The sequence below is a fragment of the Deinococcus arcticus genome (genome assembly GCF_003028415.1).
GTDB classification, from domain to species: Bacteria; Deinococcota; Deinococci; order Deinococcales; family Deinococcaceae; genus Deinococcus; species Deinococcus arcticus.
On the sequence record NZ_PYSV01000015.1, the window covers coordinates 88,315 to 108,439 of the forward strand.

Genomic DNA, 20,125 nt, shown 5'->3' on the forward strand with positions numbered 1-20,125 from the left:
CAGCTTGTGGGCATTACACGTTTCCTGGGCGCCGCTGGGTCGTCCTTGCCCGTGAACGCTGAAGAAGTGGGCGCCACTGTTCTGCTATGGCCTGAGGCGAATACTGCGCCGCAGACTGGGCGGCGGCTTCTCCCAGTTGTCGGCGCAGCGCCTCGCCTGTCACCAGCTGTTCGAAGCGGCGCGCGAAGGTCACCGAGTCGCCGTCAGGCACAAGAAAACCATCCACCCCGTCGGTGATCATCTCTCGCGGGCCGTGCGGCACATCGTAGGCCAGGGTCGCCAGGCCATGGGCCTTGGCCTCGAGAATGACCATCGGTAACGCCTCATGCCGGGACGCCATCACCATAAAAGAAGCCCGGCGATACTGTGCCGAGATGTCGCTCACAGCAGCCAGGCGTTCGACCTGCTCGGCAACCCCATGCGCCGTGGCCAGTTGTTCCAGCTCTGGGCCAGGCACATCCCGTCCGACGATCACAATCTTCCACTGTGGCTGGGTACGCAGTACAGGCGCAGCCTCAGGAATCAAACGGTCAAAACCTTTGACTCGATCAGCCGTGTGCGCACCGACAGAGATGGCCCTCGGTTGATCGTAATCTGCCACCTGCACTTCAGGAAAGGAAGTGACATTGGGAATGCGCACCACATGCTTCAGACCCCAGGAGGCAAAGGCGAGGCGCTCGTGCTCGTTCAGGACCACAACCGCGTCAAGCATAGGATAGAAAGCGCGCCGCAGACGTCGGTACAGGGGAGGGTCAAGTTCGCTCAGGAGATGTTCCCAGGCAATTACCTGCTGCCAGGGGCGCTGCATCTTCAGAATCGCGGCGTTGACTGCCAGCATGCCTTCTGCAGCGATGATGACCTCCGCAGTTTGAGTTGGCTTTGCCAGATGCCGCAATGTATGTGCAAGTTTGACCAAGCGCTGCACATTGTTACTCACTTCTCGCTGCAGTCCCAAGTGCAGCAACTCCACATCTGGCGTCAGGGGATAGGCCGCTGGCGCACCATTTGAAAACACGCTGATCAGGCGAACAGGCCACCCCGCACCCGCCAATGCATTGGCCAAATTCGTTGTGGCCCGCTCCATGCCCCGTCTGGCAGTAATGTCTGGAACAAGCAGAGCAACTCCGCGTGGGGTCATTGCTCACTCCTGAAGCAAAAAGGAACCGGCCAACCAGATGTCGGGATCATCCCACACAGCTTACTTTAACTGTGCCCGCAGGCTGGCGCCGCACCGAGGAATCTCGCCTACACTAGTCTTGATGAAGATTCTGGTGACGGGCGGCGCTGGTTATATAGGAAGCACGACCTGCGCCGCACTGGAAGAAGCAGGGCATACGCCTGTAGTTCTTGATTCGCTTCTAACAGGCGCAGCCGCTTTTACACATGGTCGCATCTTCTACAAAGGCGACGTTGCAGACAGTGCACTCCTTGAACAAATATTTGAGGAACATCCAGATATTGCACTGACCATTCACTTTGCCGCGCGAATCATCGTCAGCGAATCGGTTCAGAAACCCGCACAGTACTACCGGGAGAACGTGCTGGGGACACTCGCATTGGCAGAGAGCCTCATTCATCTGGGACAGACCCGTCTCGTCTTCAGTTCCAGTGCCAGTGTGTATGAGAGCCCAGCAACCAGTTATGAAACAGGGTTTGGGGTTTCGGAAGATAGTCCTGTGCGTCCGCTCAGTCCATACGCGCGCACCAAACTCATGACGGAGCAGATCCTTGCTGATCTGTCCGTAGCCTCGCCGATGCGCACGCTGTCTCTGCGCTACTTCAACCCAATAGGTGCTGATCCACTCCTGCGTTCAGGGCCCTACGTGCCTGACCCTTCTCATGTGCTGGGTCGCCTGCTGGCTGCCGCCCGTGAGCAAGTGCCCTTTGAAGTGACGGGGACTGATTACCCCACCCGTGATGGCACTGGCCTGCGTGACTACATTCATGTCTGGGATCTGGCACAGGCGCACGTGGCGGCGGTTGAACACTTCGACCAAGTCTTCGTGCATGCCCAGCGGGCGACGGGCAAAAGTGCCCCGGCCCTGGTACTCAATGTGGGGACTGGACAGGGCGTAACCGTTCGGGAACTTGTGCAGGCGTTCCAGAAGGTCAGCCGCCAACCCCTCACAGTGGTGGACGCGCCTCGTCGGCCAGGGGATACGCCCGGAGCTTATGCACGAATTGACCGGGCACGCCAGTGGTTGGCCTGGGCCCCCCAACGCACCACGGCACAGGCCATCGCTGACGCCCTGGCCTGGGAAGAACGCCGGCCTGCTGTCCTTTCTGACCATGCTGCTCCTTCGCCCTAAGCGCTCAAGGGAACGCCCCCACGGCCACGAAGCCCGCCGTTCTTGGCCTTGGTTGACAGTACCTTCAGGGCAAAAGCCAGGATCCCCCCTCAAGCCCCTGGGTACGCCTTCCCTTGAGCTTGTCTTGAGGTGAGCCTGTCAGCTTTCTAGCCTGCAGACCCCAGTCTGGTGCGCCGCAGTTTCAAGAACCATGCGCCAGCAGCTCCAAGCGCTATCAGATCCAACGTGGCCATGATGATGACCCATACGTTCGATGAACTTCCCCAGAGGTGCACGCCCGCCAGGGCCGCAGCTGCAGCGACCCCTGCCCATAATCGGGCAGGCAGCGCGACGCCCACCTGATGACGATACGCCCAGATGCTGGCGATCAGGTAAACGGCATAGGCCCCCGCGTACGCCCAACCTACGCCGGCAAAACCAGTCGTGCGCGTCAGAATCCACAGCAGGGGCAGATACACTGCGATCCACAGAACTTCCAGCAGAAACATATGCCTCTTGGCCTGGCGGGCCAGCAGGGTAAAGCCAATGGCCCAAGCGGCCAACTTGAAAATGTCGCCCATGAATTGCTGGCGCGCCAAGGCGGCGGCAGGCCTGAATTCTGCGCTGTAGAAGAGCGTCATAATCCACTCGCTGAGTAAGATCAGCAGACAGATAGCAGGCAGGGCCAGGCCCACGGTTAAAGTGATCTGGCGGCGAACTATATCTGTAAGCGCCGCGCTGTCGACCTCCGTGGCGGCACGGGTGATTCTGGGAAAGAATTCAGTACCCATAGCACTCAGCAGCACGCCCAGGTAGAGCATAGTCAGCGCCCAGGCAGCTTGGTACTGGCCCAATGCTTCGCCACCAAACTGCTTTTCGATCAGCCACCGGGCACCGTACTGGCCCAGCGTGGCTATGCCGGTACCCACCGCGAAGACCGCACCCAGGCTGACCATGGCACGCAGTTGTGGCCACAGCGCCCCTGGGAGAGTGCGGCTCCGGGGAGCGCGGTGTTGGCGCTGAGCGAAGGCTGCCAGCAGGGCCGTTAACAACAGTGGTGCCAGCAGCGCAGTGTGAAGCCCCCAGCGCGGCGCCACCACCAACGTCACAACTGTCAGCAGTGTTCCCAGAATTGCCGACCCGCTATTGACCCAGGCAATCTTATGTAACTGGCCCAGACCGTTAAGCAGGGCCAGTTGCCCCCCGGAAACGATGGTCAGCAGGGCTGCAAGCCCTACCGCCCAGCGATCCAAACCGTCTGAGTTCAGACCAAAGCTGGGGGCCAGCACCGCCCCCAGGATGCCGGCCACTAGGCCCAGTACCAGCGACCCCAACGTCAGACTGCGCTGAGCTGCATCAGCCTCTGAGGTTGAGGAGGTCACCGTAACGCGCTGAACTCCACTCGTGGAAAGCCCCAAGCCGATCAGCGTTGCTATGGCGCCGGCCAGGCTTGTCAGCAGCCCCAATTGGCCTACACCGACAGGCCCCAGTTCCAGGGCCAGCATTTTTTGACGAACAAGGCCAGCTGCAAGCGTGACGAGGGATGAAGCCAGCAGGACCGCAAGCACCCGCAGGATATTATTCAAGCCGCCTCTAACCGGCGAACGCGTTGACAGCGGCAATAACCTGTTCTTCCTGTTCTGGGCTCAGGTGCGGGCCGAGGGGTAGACTCAGGACACGTCGGTGCAACGCCTCCGAAATGGGGAAGGCGCCTTCAGGCCAGCCCAGTTGCGCGTAGGCCGCCTGTCTGTGTGGGGGAATAGGATAGTGAATCAGGGTCTGAATACCCTGGGCGCTGAGGTGGCGCTGCAGTTCATCGCGCCGCTCGTGCTGAACGACATACAGATGCCAGACGGGCTCGGCACCAGGCAGCACATACGGCCGCTCTACACCCTGAAGGGCGCTGTTATAACGCTCTGCCGTCACCTGACGCTGGGTGTTCCACGCATCGAGATGCTGCAATTTGACCCGCAACAGAGCGGCTTGCAACTCATCCAGGCGGCTGTTGACGCCTTGCACCTCATTGACATATTTGACGCTGGATCCGTAGTTGCGCAGGGTTCTGAGCGCTTGGGCGAGTTCGGGGTCATCTGTGGTGACTGCGCCTGCATCGCCCAGCGCGCCCAGATTCTTCCCTGGATAGAAACTCCACGCGGTGGCGTCCCCAAAAGTGCTGGCTGCCCGCCCGCTCAGCCGGGCACCGTGGGACTGAGCACCATCAGCCAGAACACGCAGGCCATGCCGCTGAGCAATCGCCGTGATCCGGTCCATCTGGGCAGGCTGGCCATAGAGGTGAACGGGCAGAATGACTCGGGTTCGAGGCGTAATCGCCGCCTCAATATGCTCGGGGTCCATGTTGTAGGTAGCATCTGGTTCAACCGGCACCAGCGTCGCGCCAAGGTATGACACCGCCAGCCAGGTGGCAATGTAGGTGTTGGACGGCACAATCACCTCATCGCCAGGACCCACGCCCAGAGCACGCAGAGTCAGCGACAGGGCGTCAAGACCATTGCCGACACCCACGCAGTAGCGGTTGCCCGTGTAAGCTGCATATTCCTGCTCGAACGCTTCAAGCTCTGGGCCCATAATGTACCAGCCGCTGTCAATCACACGACTGGAGGCCTCTTTCAACTCTGTTTGCAGAAGACCATTGATGGATTGAAGATCAAGAAAGGGAACTTTCATCTTTTAAGCACCATATACAGCCTTAAATTCATCATAGTTTCTGTAGTAGTCCTCTTCGGAATAATGTAGAGAGGCCAGGGCAAGGCAAACTGCATCCTTTGAGAAATTGTACAGATCCCCCCAGATTCCAGCAGGCATATAAAGCCCCTGATCTGGGCGGTCCAGTGTAAAGGTTGCCTTTTTTCTGCCGTCATCCAATCTGACTTCGAACGACCCGGCCAGGGGGATCAGAAACTGCTGTAACTCCCTGTGAGCATGCGCGCCACGATTCTGCCCAGGTGCAATACCGTATAGATAGAAGATCCTCTTGATTTCAAAAGGAACATGCTCTCCGGCTTCCAGAAAGCTCAGACTCCCGCGTTCGTCGCTGCGCACTGGTAGTGGCACCAGCCGCACATCATCAAGACTCACGCTGCGGCTCCTCGGCGGGACGGCGTTCTCTGACCTTGGCAGGCATGCCAAATACCAGTGCGCCGTCAGGCACGACCTTGGTCACCACAGCGCCTGCTGCCACTGTAGCCTGTCGACCAATCTTGACGTTGGGGAGCAGCATGGCTCCACCCCCAATCGACGCGCCCTCCTGAACGTGTGGTCCGATGATCTCACCTGGACGATAACTTCTGAGTGACATCTTGTTGTCATTCATGGTGCCCACCATGGTACTGATGAACACGTCGTTTTCAATAACAGCATTACCCGTAATATGCGTCAGATCCATAATCTTGACCCGGTGGCCAATGGTGGTGTTGTAGTTTACCGTAACGTAGCGGCTGACGATGCACTGGTCTCCAACACGACATTGTTCCCGGATAGAGGCGCCATCACCTATTAAGGTGTTGCGGCCTATCATCACGTCATAGAAGATCACAGCGTGTGGGCCCACTGAGGTTCCTGAACCCACGGAGATACGCTGCTCATACACGACTGCTCTGGCCGTGGCCCCAGCACCCTTGGGCGGCTTTCCAATCACCGCACCGTGCCACACCTCCACATCATCTTCCAGTACCACCCCAGCGCCCACGAAAGCGTAGGGATGAATCACCACATTGCGGCCCAGTTGGGCGCCAGCTTCGACCACAGCAAAGGGCCCAATCCGAGTGCCTTCCCCGATCTCAGTGGCCTCGACATGGGCCTTGGGCGAGATCTGAACATTATGTGCCTTCATAGTGGACCTCCAGAGTGCCTGGGCTGGGCACCTCGCGGCTCAGATGCGCTGAGCCACAAGTGACAGCAAGTATTCTCCATACTGATTCTTGGCCAGAGCGCGGGCTTGTTCGGTCAATTGCTCCGTCGAGATCCAGCCGTTGCGCCAGGCCACCTCTTCAGGGCTGGCAATCTTGAGTCCCTGACGGTGTTCGATGGTCTGAATAAACAGACTGGCCTCCAGCATGCTTTCGTGGGTCCCTGTATCCAGCCAGGCAAAGCCGCGCCGCATATGCTGCACGTTCAACTCCCCCGCCTGCAGGTAGGCAGCGTTCACCTCAGTAACTTCCAGTTCACCTCGTGCCGAGGGTTTGAGGGTTTGCACAATGTCAACCACCTGCGCATCGTAGTAATACAAACCCGTAATGGCGAAGTCCGATTTGGGCCGCGCTGGTTTTTCCTCCACCGATACCGCACGGCCCTGAGCATCAAATTCCACCACGCCGTACCGTTCTGGATCGCTGACCTGATACGCAAACACAGTGGCACCCTGCCGCTGCTGATCAGCCGCTGTCAGCAGATCTACCAGACCGTGCCCGTAGAAAATATTGTCACCCAGGATCAGGGCGCTGTGGTGACCTTCAAGGAAGTCCGCACCGATCAGAAAAGCCTGGGCCAATCCCTCAGGTTTGGGCTGCACCGCGTACTCCAGCCGCAGCCCCCACTGTTCCCCATTGCCCAGCAGCCGTTGAAAGCGTGGGGTGTCTTCCGGCGTTGAGATAATCAGGATCTCGCGGATGCCGCCCAGCATCAGTGTCGTGAGCGGGTAATAGATCATGGGTTTGTCGTAAATGGGTAGCAGCTGCTTGGAAACTGCCAAAGTGGCTGGATACAGCCGGGTGCCACTTCCCCCAGCCAGCAAAATGCCCCGGCGCTGAGATGTAGGGGTCAAGACGAGCGCTCCGCCAGGCGCTGTCCGTACTGGCGTTCGTAGTACTCGCGGAATGTTCCTTCCCGGATAGGCTCCCACCACCAGCGGTTCTGCGCATACCAACGTGCGGCATGGGCCACGGCGTCACGTGGGTGATACTGCGGCGTCCAGCCCAGCGCGCGCAGGCGATTGACATTCATGGAATATCGCCGGTCATGCCCGGGACGGTCCTGAACATGACGTACCAGCCCAGGGTCCCCCCCCAGTTCGCGCAGAACGATGTTCACCATCTCCAGGTTGGTCATCTCCTCCCCAGTGCCCACGTTGTAGACCTCTCCTGGCTGACCACGCAACAGCACGGTTTCAATGCCGGTGCAATGGTCCAGGACATGGGCGTAGTCGCGCTGCTGCAGTCCGTCGCCATACACAGGAAGAGCCTCTCCCCGCAGAGCATTGGTGGCAAAGAGCGGCACTGCTTTTTCTGGATGCTGGTAGGGCCCGACATTGTTCGCGCCGCGCGTGATAGTCACAGGCAGACCGTAAGTAATGAAGTAAGCCTGCACCAGCTGGTCTGCCGCAGCCTTGCTGGCTGCGTAGGGACTTCGGGGCGCCAGCGGATCGGTTTCGGCGCTCTGGTGTCCTGCAGCAATATGGCCGTATACCTCATCGGTGCTGATGTGGTGCAGCCTCAGCCCCAGTTCCCTAGCCACTTCCAGTAATACATGCGTGCCCCGTACATTGGTGTCTGTAAAGACCAGTGGCCCCAAGATGCTCTGGTCCACGTGCGTCTCGGCTGCGAAGTTCACGATGAGGTTGATCTGATGGCCTACACAGGCTTCCCGCACAGTGGCCTGATCGGCGATGTCGCCTTGCACAAATGTCAAACGCGGATTCGACCAGAGGTCTTGCAGATTCTCTCTGCGCCCGGCATATGTCAGCTTGTCATAAACCACCACATGGTCGTTGCTGTGGTGCTCCAACCAGTAGCGCACAAAGTTGCTTCCGATAAATCCGCAGCCCCCCGTGACGAGGATTTTCTGAGGCTTAGTGTTCATATTGTAATCCCCTTGGGTTGGGTAGATGGCGCTTTCCTGCGGCGAAGACGGGTCTCAAATAGCCAGAAAAATGCCCAGACGAATGAGAAAGGACTGGTCAAAAACCGAAGAAGCAGGGGGACCAGCGTAAGGCGGCCAGCTCGAAATTCCGTAAGAGTCAATCGAGAACGAAATCTTTCAACGGCACGCTGGTATTGAGGATACTCATTCCTCATAATCGAGATTGCCGTCCAATTATCAGAATTATCAGAAACATTAGTAATATTTGACTCATGACGGCGATAAGAGGCATAAATTCCAGGCATAAAGCCAAAATTTCCCGAATTTTTAATAAGATATTCTATACAAAAAAGCCAATCACTAGCGATTGGCGCCTCAGTTCTAAAAGTGGGCCATTTTCTAGTGTTGACGAACATGACGCTGAGTGGCAAAAACTCCATACCGTTCTCGATTAATTCTTCTGCCGATCCCTCTATGATTTTTTCAGTAAAGTAATACCAATGCTGGCCAGTTTTAGATACAAAGGCTTCCACCTGATGATATGACAGAAGGTATTCTGGATGAGATTGCATAAATTCGACTTGCTTTCTGACTTTCCCCTGAATGTACAGATCATCTCCGCCTGTGAGGCAAACATATTCTCCACTACAAGCATCGAGAACAGCTTGGCAATTCTGGGCAAGACCTATATTTTTCTGCTGAAAAATTATCTTGAGTCTACCCGGATAGAGCTCATGCAGCTTGGTAAGAATATCCTGAGTTGAGTCTGCTGAGGCATCATCAGAGACGATAACTTCCAAGTTCTCGTAATCTTGATCTAAAATACTTGTAACAGTCTGTTCTATATACTTTTCTTGATTATAGGTGACCACTCCTACCGAAACTTTAGGACTTCCACTCAAGACTATCACTCATCCTTTAAAATGAATCTTCCGAATCCCGTTCATCATAGTGTCTTGAACCATGACTCCAAGATTATCTATCTGATCTTCTTCACAGCCAGCCGCCGTTAGATAGGAATTGCTTATACTCAAGCCGATGAGTGCCCACCGCTCCACCCTAACGTGTTTACGCTGGGCCAACTCATGGCTCTCGATACTACCAGTCGTCTATGTCCTTTCCCCTCTCGCACTCATCGGCTTACGCTGTCTCAGAACCTTGCCCCCAAGCGCGTGGGCCCTGCTCGGTATATATGTGCTCACACAGCTCGGACCCGTTCTTTTTACTCCTGTCCCTGCTCTGGCCCTTCTCGCGGCCACTTTCCGAACTCTGCTGCTGTTCGGCCTCATTGGTATAGGTCACTACCTGAGGGAAGCGCCGGCCATCCGTCCAGTTCTCTGGGGACTCGGCCTTGTGTACCTTACCGCCACAGTCTTTAGCCAGATCCAGGGTGTGGACTGGCTCAGCGGCCGCCTCATCCACCCCTATCTGACCACCACCTCCCTGGGACTGGCCGGCGCTTATGGCGTGTGGTTCTGTCTCTACCTGCCTGGCCGATGGACCTGGCGGGCACCGGGCGCCCTGCTGGCGCTGGGGATCCTGCTCGCCTCTGGCAGCCGTGGGCCGCTGCTGGCCACGGTGCTTGGCGTAATATTTGGCCTGATGATGGGCCGTCACCGACGCTGGTGGCTCACTGGGGCTGCGGGTATCACTGGCGCACTCCTGCTGGCTCTTGTGCTTGTGGGTCAAAAGGCGCAAATTGCAACCCTGGAGCGGTTCCAACAATTTGATCTCGCTGGCCGTCAAGTCATCTGGCAAAACACACTGGCACTGATTCAAGATGTGCCTCTGGGAGGAATAGGCAGCTACCGTGTGGGCACAGCGCTGGCGCCCACCGGCGACTGTTACTTCTTGACTGTGCCCGACAGATCAGACGCCTGCCCCGCATGGGTGCGGGCCAGTGGCCAGCCCTGGCTCATCGCCCACAATGGCGTCTTGCACCAGTGGGCTGAGACCGGGCCAGTGGGTACACTTGGCCTCTTCGCTCTTATCGGTACAGTCCTGTTTCTCAGTGTCAGACGCCGCGACGCCCTGGTTGTGGCAGCACTGAGTGGCGTCATTCTGACCAACATCATTGATAACACCTGGATTGTTCCTGGACTGATCAGTGGCGAACTGTTCTGGATCCTCGCAGGCACACAGCTGCGCCACCTCCAGAGCAAAGATCTGCGTGGCGCTTCCCTGACCAGTGCCGCTGTGTTCGCCGTCCTGTCTGTGCCCATTGTGGCCATTACCCTGCCCCAGCGCAGCGTCTCACCCCTGAACTTTCAACTGCTTGCCGCACCGCCAACCTTCACTCCTGGACAGGCATACCGGCTTGTGGCACAGCTGAAGGGTGAGGCTGGTCAATACCGCGCCTCCCTCAACAGCTGCACCATAGGTTGCCGCTCTGTGCGTATCACTGACTTCTCGGTGACGGCACAGGGGGGAACGCTGGCAATCCCAGACCTGACGCTGGCGAACGTCCCCCAGCAGCGACTTGAACTCCGCCTTTATGCAGGTGGCCCTCTGGCTCTAAAACCCTTGGCCGTCTACCGGTGGACTGTCAGGGCGACGTCTGCGGCTGCCAGCGCAACCCCGTGATCCTGAGATTGCGATCTGCTGTTTGCTTGGCGTATGGATTGGTCATACTCAGCGTCACCTCGCCGCCCTGAGCCTGGACGGTGTAGGTCGTGGGTGTTACAGCAGCTCGCCACATGGCCAGCTGACGCCCCCCCTGCACCACCCTGACCGCAGGCGCCTCACCTCCGGCAACCGTGCCCTTCATTCGCACGCGCAACGTCCCCGCGCGGCATAAGTTGTAAGGCACAGGATCGGGGTCCAGCAGCACCAGCAGGTCACTCTGGGGCACATACGTGTTTCGCGGATTTGTGGGAAGCCGGGTCGGGGTAAGGCGCTGACAGCCCAGCGCACCGGACCTGACCTGTTGAATTTCCACTGAGCGAACGTCGGCGCGGTAGTAGTCATTCAGATATGCAAGGCCAAGGGCGCCAGCACGGGGAACCGGCACCTGAATGGTCTGCTCGGTCTGCACGGGCACCTCCTGAAGCTGCTCCCCATCCAGCAGCACAGTCAGGTGGGGTACACCTGCCGCTGGCTCTGGCCTGAGCCTCACCTCCAGGCGACCCGGTCCACACACGCGGGTCCCCACAGCAGAGGCGCCCCAGAGATTCCAGCCCTCTTCCGAAGCCTGCGCCGCATTGGGTTCAGATAGATACACTGGCGTCCACTGGGGCACAGCGGCGCAGCTCCCACCACTGAAGGTGATGGGTGGGGGCGCAGGCGCATGGGTTAGCCACCAGGCCAGGCCGGCCACAGCAGCAACAAACAGCAGAACACTGGTGCCTGTGAGCGGACTACCCAGGGGAAAAGTCCCCATGTTCTTAGCTCTTCTGTTTCGGCGCCGCAGTGTACGCGTAACCGTAGCCGTAGCTTTGTTCCTCGCGCGCATTCACCTTGTTGACCACCGCGCCCAGGACCTTCAGGCCGCCGCGTTCCGCGCGCCGCAGTGCATTACGCACGGCAGCCAAGTTGGTACGGCCATACTCTGTGACCATGACGACCGCGTCTGCGTGCGTGCCAATCACCAGACCGTCTGCCAGAGCCAGGAGGGGCGCACTATCAATCAGCACTACGTCGTACTGGGCTCGCCACAGCTGCAGGGCGCGCCCAATATCCGCTCGGTTCAGCAATGAGAGGGTATCGTGCAGGCTGGGACCAGCGGGCAACATATCCACATTGGGTTCAACTTGCAGCACCTGAACGTTATCCGGGCTGAGCAGGGCTTCCTGTGTGGTTCTGACACCGCCCGTACCGCACAATTGATGCCACTGCCCCCCATCGTTGAATTTCTTCCAGACGGCTTCCTGTGTGCCGCGCCTGAGGTCTGCGTCCACAATCAGAACACGCTGACCACTGGCGGCAAAGCCGTCGCCCAGTGTGGCAGCCAGACTGCTCTTGCCTTCGCCCGGTGCTGTGCTCGTGATCAGGATAATAGGACGGTCCTTGCCCTGCAGCGCCGTCATGAGATTGACCCGTAGAAAGCCGATCGCCTCATACAAGCCGGCCTGGCGCGCGGCGCGTACTATGCCAGAAAAAACAATGTCCCGCTGCCGCAGTCTGGGAATGGTGGCCAGAGTAGGCAAGTTCATGACCAGCAGATCATCCTCGCCACGAACAGCGCGGTCCGTCACACTCAACATGGACAGAAGCCCAAGTCCAATGAGACCAGACAATAGACTGACCAGGAGGGCATTTCGCAGTGGCCGGGGCGCATCGGGCGTGAGGGGCGCCACAGCACTGGACAGGCGACTGAGGCTGCCCATGGTGGAATCTTCCAGAATCAGCACACTCGCCAGGTTGGTTTGCAAGGTGGCGCGCCGGGCAATCAGCGTCTGGCGCTCAACCCCAGATGCCCGCCCGATCTGTTCATCCAGCTGCGCCAGCTGGGCGCGGTACCCCGCAGCGGCGCGCCGCACATTCTCCACAGCGCGTCCACGGTCCCAGTCCAGCAACGACTGGGCCGCCAGATTCGCCAGCAGGGCAGCACCCTGTGCTGTATTCGCACGTGCCGTCAGGGTGTGCACGCCACTGCCACCCGCGTAAGGATCAATCTCTGAGCCCAGATGCAGACTGCTCAGCGTCTGCGAAGCCAGCTGCTGCTGCAAAGCCGCCGTTATCTGCGCGCGCTCTGCACCAGGAAGATCCGCTCGTCCTTTGAGATTGGCCACAATAGGCTCAATGACTGATGTGCTCTTCAGGGCCTGTTGCAGGGCACCTTCGGGCAGGATGGGGGCGCGAATGACTGCGTTGCCAAACGCAGCGTCTGCACCCTGATTGCCCGCGGAAAGCAGGGTCGCCCTGGCCGCGTAAATGGCCGGCTGCGAGCGTGACCAGAAGTAAGTCGCCAGACCCAGCATCAGCGCGGCTCCTATCAGCCAGCCAAGCCGGCGGCGAACGCCCCGCCACAAAACCCCGAGATCCACTTCCTGTTCGGTTCTGGTGTGCTGGGTCATTCCTCAGCGTTCCTTCTGCCTGGTTTCAATGCGTCAACCTGCCTTTGATTTGAAATCACACACCACGCTTGGCCGCTCGCGTTCTGGAGCGCGGCCCCGCAAAGCGACAGCTTAAACTGCAAGCACCTGACGTCGCAGGTTACTGCATGATACGAGATGAATCCCGATCTACCATGGCCTTGCCAGTCACTTCTGAAGTGTAGAGGAAAACGTAAGCCTTAGGCCAGGGAAGCATGGGGCGGCCCTCCCTTACAGTCATGGGGTGAAAGCCATTATTCCTGCTGCTGGCCTGGGCACCCGACTTCGTCCCCTGACCTACACCCGCCCCAAGCCTGTGCTGCGGGTGGCCGGCTACCCTATCATCTGCCACGCCATCGGCACGCTGCAGCAGGCCGGCATCACCGAGATCGGCATTGTGGTTTCCGACATCACGCGCGACGAAATTCAGCATGCCGTCGAGCACCTGCAGGGCGTGCAACTCACCCTGATCAACCAGCACGAGCAGCTGGGCCTGGGACACGCGGTGCTCACCGCCCGCGAGTGGGTGGGGCAGGATGACTTCTGCGTGTACCTGGGCGACAACCTCTTTGAATTTGGTGCCCGGCCGTTTGTCGAGCGCTTTGGGCAGACGCGGCCCACCGCCCTGATTGCCCTGGTGGAGGTCGAGAACCCCACTGCCTTTGGAGTGGCTGAACTGCAGGGCGAACAGATCACGCGCCTGGTGGAAAAGCCGGCCGTGCCGCCCAGCAACTTGGCCGTCGCCGGGCTGTACTGCTTCACGCCGGAACTGTTTGAAGTGCTGGACGGCATGCCCGCCTCGGCGCGGGGTGAGTACGAGATCACGGACGGCATTCAGGGCCTGATTGAGCGTGGCTGCACCGTGACCGGGCAGGCGGTGCAGGGCTGGTGGAAGGACACGGGCCGCCCGGCCGATCTGCTGGACGCCAACCGCCTGCTGCTGGAACGCATTGAAAGCAATATTCAGGGCGTGGTGGAAGACGCGCAGCTCACGGGGCATGTGGTGGTGCCGGCCAGCGCCCGCGTCACGCGCAGCAAGATCCTGGGCCCGGTGCTGCTGGGCGAGGACGTGGTCATTGAAGACGCCTATATCGGCCCCTTTACCAGCATCGGCAAGGGCAGCGTGGTGCGCGGCGCCGAGGTTGAGCACAGCGTGGTGGATGAGGGCGCCATTATTGAGCACGTCTCCACCCGCCTGCAGGACTGCCTGATTGGCGTGCGCGCCCAGGTGCGCGGCGGGCGCACGCTGCCCCGCACCCACAAGCTCACGATCAGCGATGCCAGCGTGGTCGAGCTGGCCTAGGGCAGGGCGCTGGCCCGCCCACCACCCCAGCGCCCCCCACTTCGTTCACAGGCTCAGGGTTCTGTCAGCCCCCCGGCTCTATCATGAAGCCATGACCGATTCACCTCGAATTCACCTGGGGGCCCTGCTGCGTTCCTCGTCGGACGACGCCCACGCACGGGGCACCCTTGATCACCTCCAGTACGAGCAGGGCGATACGCAGCAGGTGCTGCGCTTTGCCCAGCCCGCGCCGTTCGAGGTGAGCGTCAATGCCCTGGGCAGCCATGAGATGTACCTGCAAGGCACCTTCGAGCCAGTGCTGGTGATGGAATGCGCCCGCTGCCTGCGCGAGGTGCCAGTGCCGCTGACGCTGCGCCTGGGCAGCCTGATGCGCTACGAGCCTTCCGTGAATACCCCCTTTCTGGAGGAGGCCGACTCTGGCGAGGAGGTGCTGGTGTTTGGCGCCCCCGAACTGGACCTCAGCGCGTATCTGGCGGAGTCGGCGCTGCTGGCGGCCCCGCTGAGCGTGCTGCACGACGACGCCTGCAAGGGCCTGTGCCAGGTCTGCGGCCACGACCTGAATGGGGGCCCCTGCGAGCACAGCGCCCAGGTGCCGGTGGAAGCCATTGACGATGATCTGGGCACCCCCGAGGGCTCGCTGCACGCCAAGCAGAATCCCTTTGCCGCCCTGGCCGACCTGAAGGTGCCCGAGGAGTGACCAAGCTCACGCACTTCCGGGGCGGGCAGCCCCAGATGGTGGACGTGACGGCCAAGGCGCCCACCCCCCGGGAGGCCACCGCCGAGGCCTGGGTGCGCCTGCCTCCTGGCGCCCGCGCCGCCCTGGAAGCCGGCACCAGCCCCAAGGGCGATCCCCTGGTGGTGGCCCGGCTGGCTGGCCTGGCCGGCAGCAAGCGCACAGCCGATCTGGTGCTGCTGTGCCACCCCATTCCCGTGACCGGGGCCGAGGTGCAGCTCACACTGGAGCCCGGCGGGGTGCGGGTGTGGGCCCGGGTCCACACCACGGCGCCCACGGGCGTGGAGATGGAAGCCCTGACGGCCGTAACGGTGGCCGCCCTGAACGTCTACGACATGCTCAAGGCGGCCAGCAAGGCCATCGAGATCACCGGGGTGCGGCTGCTGAGCAAATCCGGCGGCAAGAGCGGTCCCTATCGGGCGGGGACCGCCGACCCAACAGGCGAGGTGGGAACGCCAGACGCCCCAGTCCCGTAGAGGAAACGTATGGGCGTGGAGACTCACAATTCTGCCGGGGCGCCGGACTGGCGGCAGCTGCTGCACCGCGAGGCCGACGGTGAGTTGACGCCTGAAGAGGCGGCGCGGCTCTTGGCCCTGGCCCAGCAGCCGGAGGTGGCCGAGTTCCGCGCGCGGCTCCTGGCAGTCACAGCGCTGCTGCGGCGGCCAGTGCTCCCCCCTCACAGCGTGGCGCGCCCGGTGGCCCAGGACATTGCCCTGCACGCCTGCCTGAACGCCGCGCCCCCACCACCCGCTCCTTCAGTGGCCGCGCAGGTGGCGGCCGAGATCGGCTGGGCGCGGCAACTGGCTGAATCCCAGCCCCACCAGCCACGCAGTGTGGCGGCCCACACGGCACAGAACATCCGCCTGGGCGCAGCGCTGCAGGGCCGCCTTCCCCCACTGCCCCAGAGCGTGGCGGCGGCGGTGGCGGCTGACATCGCCCTGGGCCAGCAGGTGCGGGCGGCGCCGCTGCCCCCCATGCCCAGCGTGGCGGCCCCGGTCGCCGCTGAGGTGGCCTGGCAGAGCCGACTGGCCCAGCCCGTGCCGGCCGCCCACAGCAGCGTGGCTGCGCAGGTCGCGGCGCGCATTGCCCGGGACAGAGCACCGGCGCCCATGGCCCCCCTGCCCGCCGCGCCGCCCGTGGCCGCCGTCCTGATGGGGCGGGGTCGCAACCCGGCGCCCCTCTTTCTCGTGGTATCGCTGCTGAGCGCCCTGATGGTCCTGGCGGTGTCCAGCGCGTGGCCCAACCTGGCGGCCGGCGCGCTGGTCTTGCAGACCCTGCTGGCCCAGGTGTCGCCCGTGGCGGGCGCCGGGCTGGCGCTGCTGCTGCTCACCAGTGTGCTGGTGACGTGGCGCCCGGCGCCCGGCGCGCAGCGGCTGGGCGGAGCGGCCTTCGCCCTGAGCGCGGTCCTGACCCTGCCCGCCCTGTATGAGGTCACCACCCGGGGGGCCGTGACCTTCGGGCAGGACATCGTGGTCAGCGGCCCGGTGAATGGCAACGTGATTGCGGTGGGCGGCAGCGTGCAGTTGCAGGACTCGGCGCGGGTGCAGGGGGAGGTGGTCACGCTGCTGGGCGACGTGCGCCGCGCCCCCGGCGCCCAGGTGCAGGGGCGCGTGAACGCCCTGATGGGCCGCGCCCCCGGTGACGCCGCTGCCCTGCAGACACCTGTGCCCCCGGGTCTGGGCGCGGTGACGGCCGCCGCTTTCCGCCCGGTCCTGGGCTGGCTGGGGGGTGCCGCGTGGCCGCAGGTGTTCGTGACCCTTACGGGGGGCGCGCTGCTGCTGCTGTTCGTCTCGGGGCTGGCGCCCGTGCTGGCGCGGCGGCAGCGCCACGCCCCCATGCGCACCCTGGCGCTGGGCGTGCTGGCCCTCTCGGCGCTGCTGGGCCCGGCGGGGGGCCTGGCCCTGGTGGGCCTGCTGGGCCCGGCCCTGATTGCGGCGGCCCTGGCGGCGCTGCTGATCGCCGTGGGCCTGAGTGTCAGCGCGTATGACGCCGGGCGCGCCCTGGCCTACCGCGCGCGCCTGCCCCTGCCCGACGCGGTGGGCGCCATGATGGGGCTGAGTGCCGTGGCCGCGAGCCTGAGCCTGCCGCCGCTGGCCTTTGGGGTGGCGCTGGTGGGCGGGGCCTGGGGGGCCGGCACCCTGCTGCTGACCCGCACCGACCCGGCCGTGGTTCCTGCCGCCGCCTGAACGCAGGACCGTAGCCCACGCCCCTCAGCATGAGAACACGCCTGAATGACCCTGAAGAGCGCCCCTCCACCGCCGGAGGGGCGTTTCGCGTTCGCGTGCGCCGGCACCCCTCGCCCGGCCTCCAGCAGTGGCCACCACGCGGCTGGCCCCTGAACGCGGGTGCGTCAGGGGCCAGCCGGATTGGGGCTGAGCGCGGGGCTCAGTTCAGGATGCGTTTCAGGTGCAGGTAGATCTCGTACCAGTCCTGCTTGTCGCGGGGGCGCTTGCCGCGCAGTTCAATGCGGGACAGGGTGCGCACCCAGTCGGGTGTGATCTGGGGCCCCAGGGTCGGGTCTGCGACCAGATCAGCGAGGCCCTTGGGCAGCGCGCCCTCGGTGGACGCACCGTAGAACTCGACGCCTTCGAGCAGGTCATGCACCGTGATGGCGTACGCGCCCGCCAGCGTCTGGAGGGTTTCCAGACTGGGGTTGGTGCGGCCACGTTCCAGATCGCTGAGATACGGAACGCTGATGCCGGCCGTCTCGGCGACGTCCTTGAGCCGCAGCCCGCGTTCGCTGCGCAATTCGCGGAGTCGTTCGTGCAGTTTCATTCTTCACCTCCTTGGCTGCGGCGTGGCCTCACGCTGGGCTTGATCCTGCACCAAGCACCGGGGCGCGTGCCGCCTGGGGCTGCCGACGGGTTCTGCCGAAAACAGGTTTGCCTGTGGGCAGAATGGGGCAGCCTTGGTTGGAGTGTAACACCGCCTCCCGATACGGTCAATACAGAATGAGGGTTAACCCTTCTTGCCCTTCACGATCTCCCCTGCTACCATGAGCCCACAGAAGGCCCCACGCCCCAACCCACTTTTCCTCCTCTTGCAGCCCTCGCCGCCCACCGGGCGGGAAGGAGTACCTTCATGCGCGCCCTGGACACCATTGCCGAGAGCATCCGCGTCGGCTACGCCCACCCCACCACCCTGCTGAACACGTTCATTGAGGTCGAGAACGAGGGCGGCCTGGGCGCCGTGCGCCGCATTGAGCGGCAGCTGCACCTGGGCGTCAGCGCGCTGCGCGAGCGGCAGCACCCCGGCAGCGACCTGGCCCAGACGTGGCTCAATTCTGCCCGCGCCTACCTGATCACCCGCGCCGAGCGCCGTCAGGCCGTGTAAAGGCTGCCGGGCTCCAGACGCCCCCGGACCCATCAACGAACAAACGAACAGCCGCACCCTGGACGTCCCGGGGTGCGGCTGTTCTGTTGTGAGCTGATCTTCAGACGCCAGTCACTGCGTTCAGGCCGTAAATCGCCTCGTACTTGCGGTGCAGGTAGCTCACGTAGGCGTCAGCGCTCAGGGGCTGCCCGGTGGCCTGGGCAATCAACTCGTTGGGGGTCAGGCTGCGGCCATGCTGGTGCACCTGCTCGGCCAGCCACGCCAGCAGGGGGCCATACTCGGCGCGGTCCACGCCGGCCGCCACCCCGGGGTCGCGGCGCGCGGCTTCCAGCAGCTGCACACTCAGGAGGTTGCCCAGGGTGTAGGTGGGGAAGTACCCGATGAGCCCGGCCGACCAGTGGATGTCCTGCAACACGCCCCGGGCGTCGTCTGGCGGGGTCAGGCCCAGGTCGGCCTGCAGGCGGGCGTTCCAGGCCTCTGGCAGGTCGCGCACCGCCAGTGTGCCCTCCAGCAATCCCAGTTCCAGCTCAAACCGCAGCATGATGTGGAAGTTGTAGGTCACCTCGTCGGCTTCGACCCGGATCAGGCTGGGCTGCACGCGGTTGACAGCGCGGTAGAGCGTTTCGGGGTCCAGCCCAGCCGTGACCTCGGGGGCCGCTGCCTGCAGCGCCGGGAAGTAGCGCTCCCAGAACGGCAGGCTGCGCCCCAGCAGGTTCTCGAACATCCGCGACTGGCTTTCGTGCACGCCCAGGCTGGCGCCCGAGGACACCGGCGTGCGGGCCCAGCGCTCGGAGACGCCGCGCTCGTACATGGCGTGCCCCGCCTCGTGCCAGGTGCCAAAGCAGCAGGCGGGCCAGTACGGTTCCACCCGCGTGGTGATACGGATGTCGCTGCGGCTGAGGTTGGACTGAAAGGGGTGGGCGCTTTCATCCTGGCGGGCAAAGTCGCGCCGTAGCCCGAACGCCTCTTCCGCCACCCGCCACGCAAAGGCCTTCTGGGCCTCCGGTGCAAAGGGCCGTGTGAGCACGCTGTAGTCGGCGGCGTCCCCGGCCTGCCGCAGCCGGGTCAGCAGCGGCAGGGTGCGAGCGCGCAGGTCGGCGAAGATGGCCCGCACCTGCGCGGCGCGCATGCCGGGCTCGTAGTCGTCCAGCAAAGCGTCGTAGGGGTGATCCTCAAAGCCCATCAGGTCGGCCTGGCGCCGGGCCAGCCCAATCATGCGCTCCAGGTGGGGCGCGAAGAGAGCAAAGTCGCTTTTGGCCCGCGCCTCCAGCCACGCGTGGTGCGCCTCGTTCTGGGCGCGGGTCTGCTCCTCCACAAAGGCAGTGGGCAGTTTGGTCGCCTTGTCGTAGTCGCGCTGGGCCACGCGCACCACGGCCGCCTGGGTCTCGCCCTGGGGTTGCGCGGCCTGCAGCAGCGCGCCGGTGTCGGGCCCCGTGAACAGCTCGTGGCCCAGGGCCGCCAGGGTGGCCAGTTGCTGGCCCCGGCCAGTGGCGGCCTCGGGCGGCATGGACACTTCCTGTTCCCAGGACAGCAGGCGGGCGGCGGCCTCCAGATCACTGACCTGCCCCAGACGGCGCATCAGATCATTCATGGTCATGGCCCTCAGCCTACCGCCGCGCCT

19 protein-coding genes are annotated in these 20,125 nt (G+C 62.5%); 7 read left to right on the forward strand and 12 right to left on the reverse strand.

Annotation, left to right across the window (positions count from 1 at the left end):
* Positions 1-13: 13 nt before the first annotated feature.
* Positions 14-1,138: a glycosyltransferase gene (locus C8263_RS14585; RefSeq protein WP_107138869.1), complete on the reverse strand. Its 1,125-nt coding sequence runs from the start codon at positions 1,136-1,138 to the stop codon at positions 14-16.
* Positions 1,139-1,259: 121 nt separating this feature from the next.
* Between C8263_RS14585 and galE the strand changes: the two genes are divergently transcribed.
* Positions 1,260-2,309 carry a UDP-glucose 4-epimerase GalE gene (gene galE / locus C8263_RS14590; protein ID WP_107138870.1) on the forward strand — a complete coding sequence of 350 codons (1,050 nt, stop codon included), beginning with the start codon at positions 1,260-1,262 and terminating at the stop codon, positions 2,307-2,309.
* A gap of 146 nt (positions 2,310-2,455) precedes the next feature.
* Here the strand turns inward: galE and C8263_RS14595 are convergent, their stop codons facing one another.
* Genes C8263_RS14595 through C8263_RS14625 form a run of 7 tightly spaced genes read right to left on the reverse strand, consistent with a single transcriptional unit; the run spans position 2,456 to position 9,004 of the window.
* Positions 2,456-3,874 carry an oligosaccharide flippase family protein gene (locus tag C8263_RS14595; RefSeq protein ID WP_158263818.1) on the reverse strand — a complete coding sequence of 473 codons (1,419 nt, stop codon included), beginning with the start codon at positions 3,872-3,874 and terminating at the stop codon, positions 2,456-2,458.
* A gap of 7 nt (positions 3,875-3,881) precedes the next feature.
* Positions 3,882-4,973: a DegT/DnrJ/EryC1/StrS family aminotransferase gene (locus tag C8263_RS14600; protein WP_107138872.1), complete on the reverse strand. Its 1,092-nt coding sequence runs from the start codon at positions 4,971-4,973 to the stop codon at positions 3,882-3,884.
* Between the two features lie 3 nt (positions 4,974-4,976).
* On the reverse strand, positions 4,977-5,384 hold the full coding sequence (locus C8263_RS14605; protein WP_107138873.1) for a sugar 3,4-ketoisomerase: 408 nt from the start codon (positions 5,382-5,384) through the stop codon (positions 4,977-4,979).
* On the reverse strand, positions 5,374-6,138 hold the full coding sequence (locus C8263_RS14610) for an N-acetyltransferase (RefSeq protein ID WP_107138874.1): 765 nt from the start codon (positions 6,136-6,138) through the stop codon (positions 5,374-5,376). Before C8263_RS14610 ends, C8263_RS14605 begins: the two co-directional genes overlap by 11 nt.
* A gap of 39 nt (positions 6,139-6,177) precedes the next feature.
* A complete protein-coding gene (gene rfbA, locus C8263_RS14615) occupies positions 6,178-7,068 on the reverse strand; it encodes a glucose-1-phosphate thymidylyltransferase RfbA (protein ID WP_107138875.1) in 891 nt (296 codons plus the stop codon).
* Positions 7,065-8,102, reverse strand: a complete 1,038-nt coding sequence (gene rfbB, locus C8263_RS14620) for a dTDP-glucose 4,6-dehydratase (RefSeq protein WP_107138876.1) — start codon at positions 8,100-8,102, stop codon at positions 7,065-7,067. Before rfbB ends, rfbA begins: the two co-directional genes overlap by 4 nt.
* Positions 8,099-9,004, reverse strand: coding sequence for a glycosyltransferase family 2 protein (locus C8263_RS14625; RefSeq protein ID WP_158263819.1), 906 nt, complete (start codon positions 9,002-9,004; stop codon positions 8,099-8,101). Before C8263_RS14625 ends, rfbB begins: the two co-directional genes overlap by 4 nt.
* A gap of 136 nt (positions 9,005-9,140) precedes the next feature.
* Here C8263_RS14625 and C8263_RS14630 point away from each other — a divergent pair, with 136 nt between their 5' ends.
* Positions 9,141-10,685 (forward strand): O-antigen ligase family protein, encoded by a 1,545-nt coding sequence (locus C8263_RS14630; protein WP_107138878.1) that lies wholly within the window; start codon positions 9,141-9,143, stop codon positions 10,683-10,685.
* Here C8263_RS14630 and C8263_RS18995 read toward each other — a convergent pair.
* The gene (locus tag C8263_RS18995) at positions 10,648-11,136 is read right to left on the reverse strand and encodes a carbohydrate-binding domain-containing protein (protein ID WP_146160706.1); all 489 of its coding nucleotides are present in this window, start codon (positions 11,134-11,136) and stop codon (positions 10,648-10,650) included. The genes C8263_RS14630 and C8263_RS18995 overlap by 38 nt on opposite strands.
* Positions 11,137-11,485: 349 nt before the next feature.
* Positions 11,486-13,117 carry a polysaccharide biosynthesis tyrosine autokinase gene (locus C8263_RS14635; protein ID WP_107138879.1) on the reverse strand — a complete coding sequence of 544 codons (1,632 nt, stop codon included), beginning with the start codon at positions 13,115-13,117 and terminating at the stop codon, positions 11,486-11,488.
* Positions 13,118-13,379: 262 nt separating this feature from the next.
* Between C8263_RS14635 and C8263_RS14640 the strand changes: the two genes are divergently transcribed.
* From C8263_RS14640 to C8263_RS14655, 4 genes are all read left to right on the forward strand, one after another.
* Complete coding sequence (locus C8263_RS14640) at positions 13,380-14,438, forward strand: glucose-1-phosphate thymidylyltransferase (RefSeq protein ID WP_107138880.1); 1,059 nt, start codon at positions 13,380-13,382, stop codon at positions 14,436-14,438.
* 91 nt (positions 14,439-14,529) lie between these two features.
* Positions 14,530-15,135, forward strand: a complete 606-nt coding sequence (locus tag C8263_RS14645; protein ID WP_107138881.1) for a DUF177 domain-containing protein — start codon at positions 14,530-14,532, stop codon at positions 15,133-15,135.
* Positions 15,132-15,647, forward strand: coding sequence for a cyclic pyranopterin monophosphate synthase MoaC (gene moaC / locus C8263_RS14650; protein WP_408608067.1), 516 nt, complete (start codon positions 15,132-15,134; stop codon positions 15,645-15,647). The genes C8263_RS14645 and moaC overlap by 4 nt, the downstream gene beginning before the upstream one ends.
* Before the next feature lie 9 nt (positions 15,648-15,656).
* Complete coding sequence (locus C8263_RS14655) at positions 15,657-17,357, forward strand: polymer-forming cytoskeletal protein (RefSeq protein ID WP_107138882.1); 1,701 nt, start codon at positions 15,657-15,659, stop codon at positions 17,355-17,357.
* A 199-nt stretch (positions 17,358-17,556) separates the two neighbouring features.
* Here C8263_RS14655 and C8263_RS14660 read toward each other — a convergent pair whose 3' ends face one another.
* Entirely contained in the window at positions 17,557-17,946 is a 390-nt protein-coding gene (locus C8263_RS14660) for a helix-turn-helix domain-containing protein (RefSeq protein ID WP_046843586.1), read from the reverse strand.
* A gap of 306 nt (positions 17,947-18,252) precedes the next feature.
* On the opposite strand from C8263_RS14660, the gene C8263_RS14665 reads away from it, so the two are divergent.
* Positions 18,253-18,504, forward strand: a complete 252-nt coding sequence (locus tag C8263_RS14665) for a hypothetical protein (protein ID WP_107138883.1) — start codon at positions 18,253-18,255, stop codon at positions 18,502-18,504.
* Positions 18,505-18,604: 100 nt separating this feature from the next.
* Here the strand turns inward: C8263_RS14665 and C8263_RS14670 are convergent, their stop codons facing one another.
* Positions 18,605-20,101, reverse strand: a complete 1,497-nt coding sequence (locus tag C8263_RS14670) for a carboxypeptidase M32 (RefSeq protein ID WP_107138884.1) — start codon at positions 20,099-20,101, stop codon at positions 18,605-18,607.
* Positions 20,102-20,125 lie beyond the last annotated feature (24 nt).

Coding starts and splice junctions, on each gene's coding strand:
- C8263_RS14630 (WP_107138878.1), top strand. CDS start 9,141: ATGAGTGCCCACCGCTCCACCCTAACGTGTTTACGCTGGGCCAACTCA.
- C8263_RS14610 (WP_107138874.1), bottom strand. CDS start 6,138: ATGAAGGCACATAATGTTCAGATCTCGCCCAAGGCCCATGTCGAGGCC.
- rfbB (WP_107138876.1), bottom strand. CDS start 8,102: ATGAACACTAAGCCTCAGAAAATCCTCGTCACGGGGGGCTGCGGATTT.
- C8263_RS14585 (WP_107138869.1), bottom strand. CDS start 1,138: ATGACCCCACGCGGAGTTGCTCTGCTTGTTCCAGACATTACTGCCAGA.
- C8263_RS14660 (WP_046843586.1), bottom strand. CDS start 17,946: ATGAAACTGCACGAACGACTCCGCGAATTGCGCAGCGAACGCGGGCTG.
- C8263_RS14670 (WP_107138884.1), bottom strand. CDS start 20,101: ATGACCATGAATGATCTGATGCGCCGTCTGGGGCAGGTCAGTGATCTG.
- C8263_RS14600 (WP_107138872.1), bottom strand. CDS start 4,973: ATGAAAGTTCCCTTTCTTGATCTTCAATCCATCAATGGTCTTCTGCAA.
- galE (WP_107138870.1), top strand. CDS start 1,260: ATGAAGATTCTGGTGACGGGCGGCGCTGGTTATATAGGAAGCACGACC.
- C8263_RS14665 (WP_107138883.1), top strand. CDS start 18,253: ATGCGCGCCCTGGACACCATTGCCGAGAGCATCCGCGTCGGCTACGCC.
- C8263_RS14635 (WP_107138879.1), bottom strand. CDS start 13,117: ATGACCCAGCACACCAGAACCGAACAGGAAGTGGATCTCGGGGTTTTG.
- C8263_RS14655 (WP_107138882.1), top strand. CDS start 15,657: ATGGGCGTGGAGACTCACAATTCTGCCGGGGCGCCGGACTGGCGGCAG.
- C8263_RS14645 (WP_107138881.1), top strand. CDS start 14,530: ATGACCGATTCACCTCGAATTCACCTGGGGGCCCTGCTGCGTTCCTCG.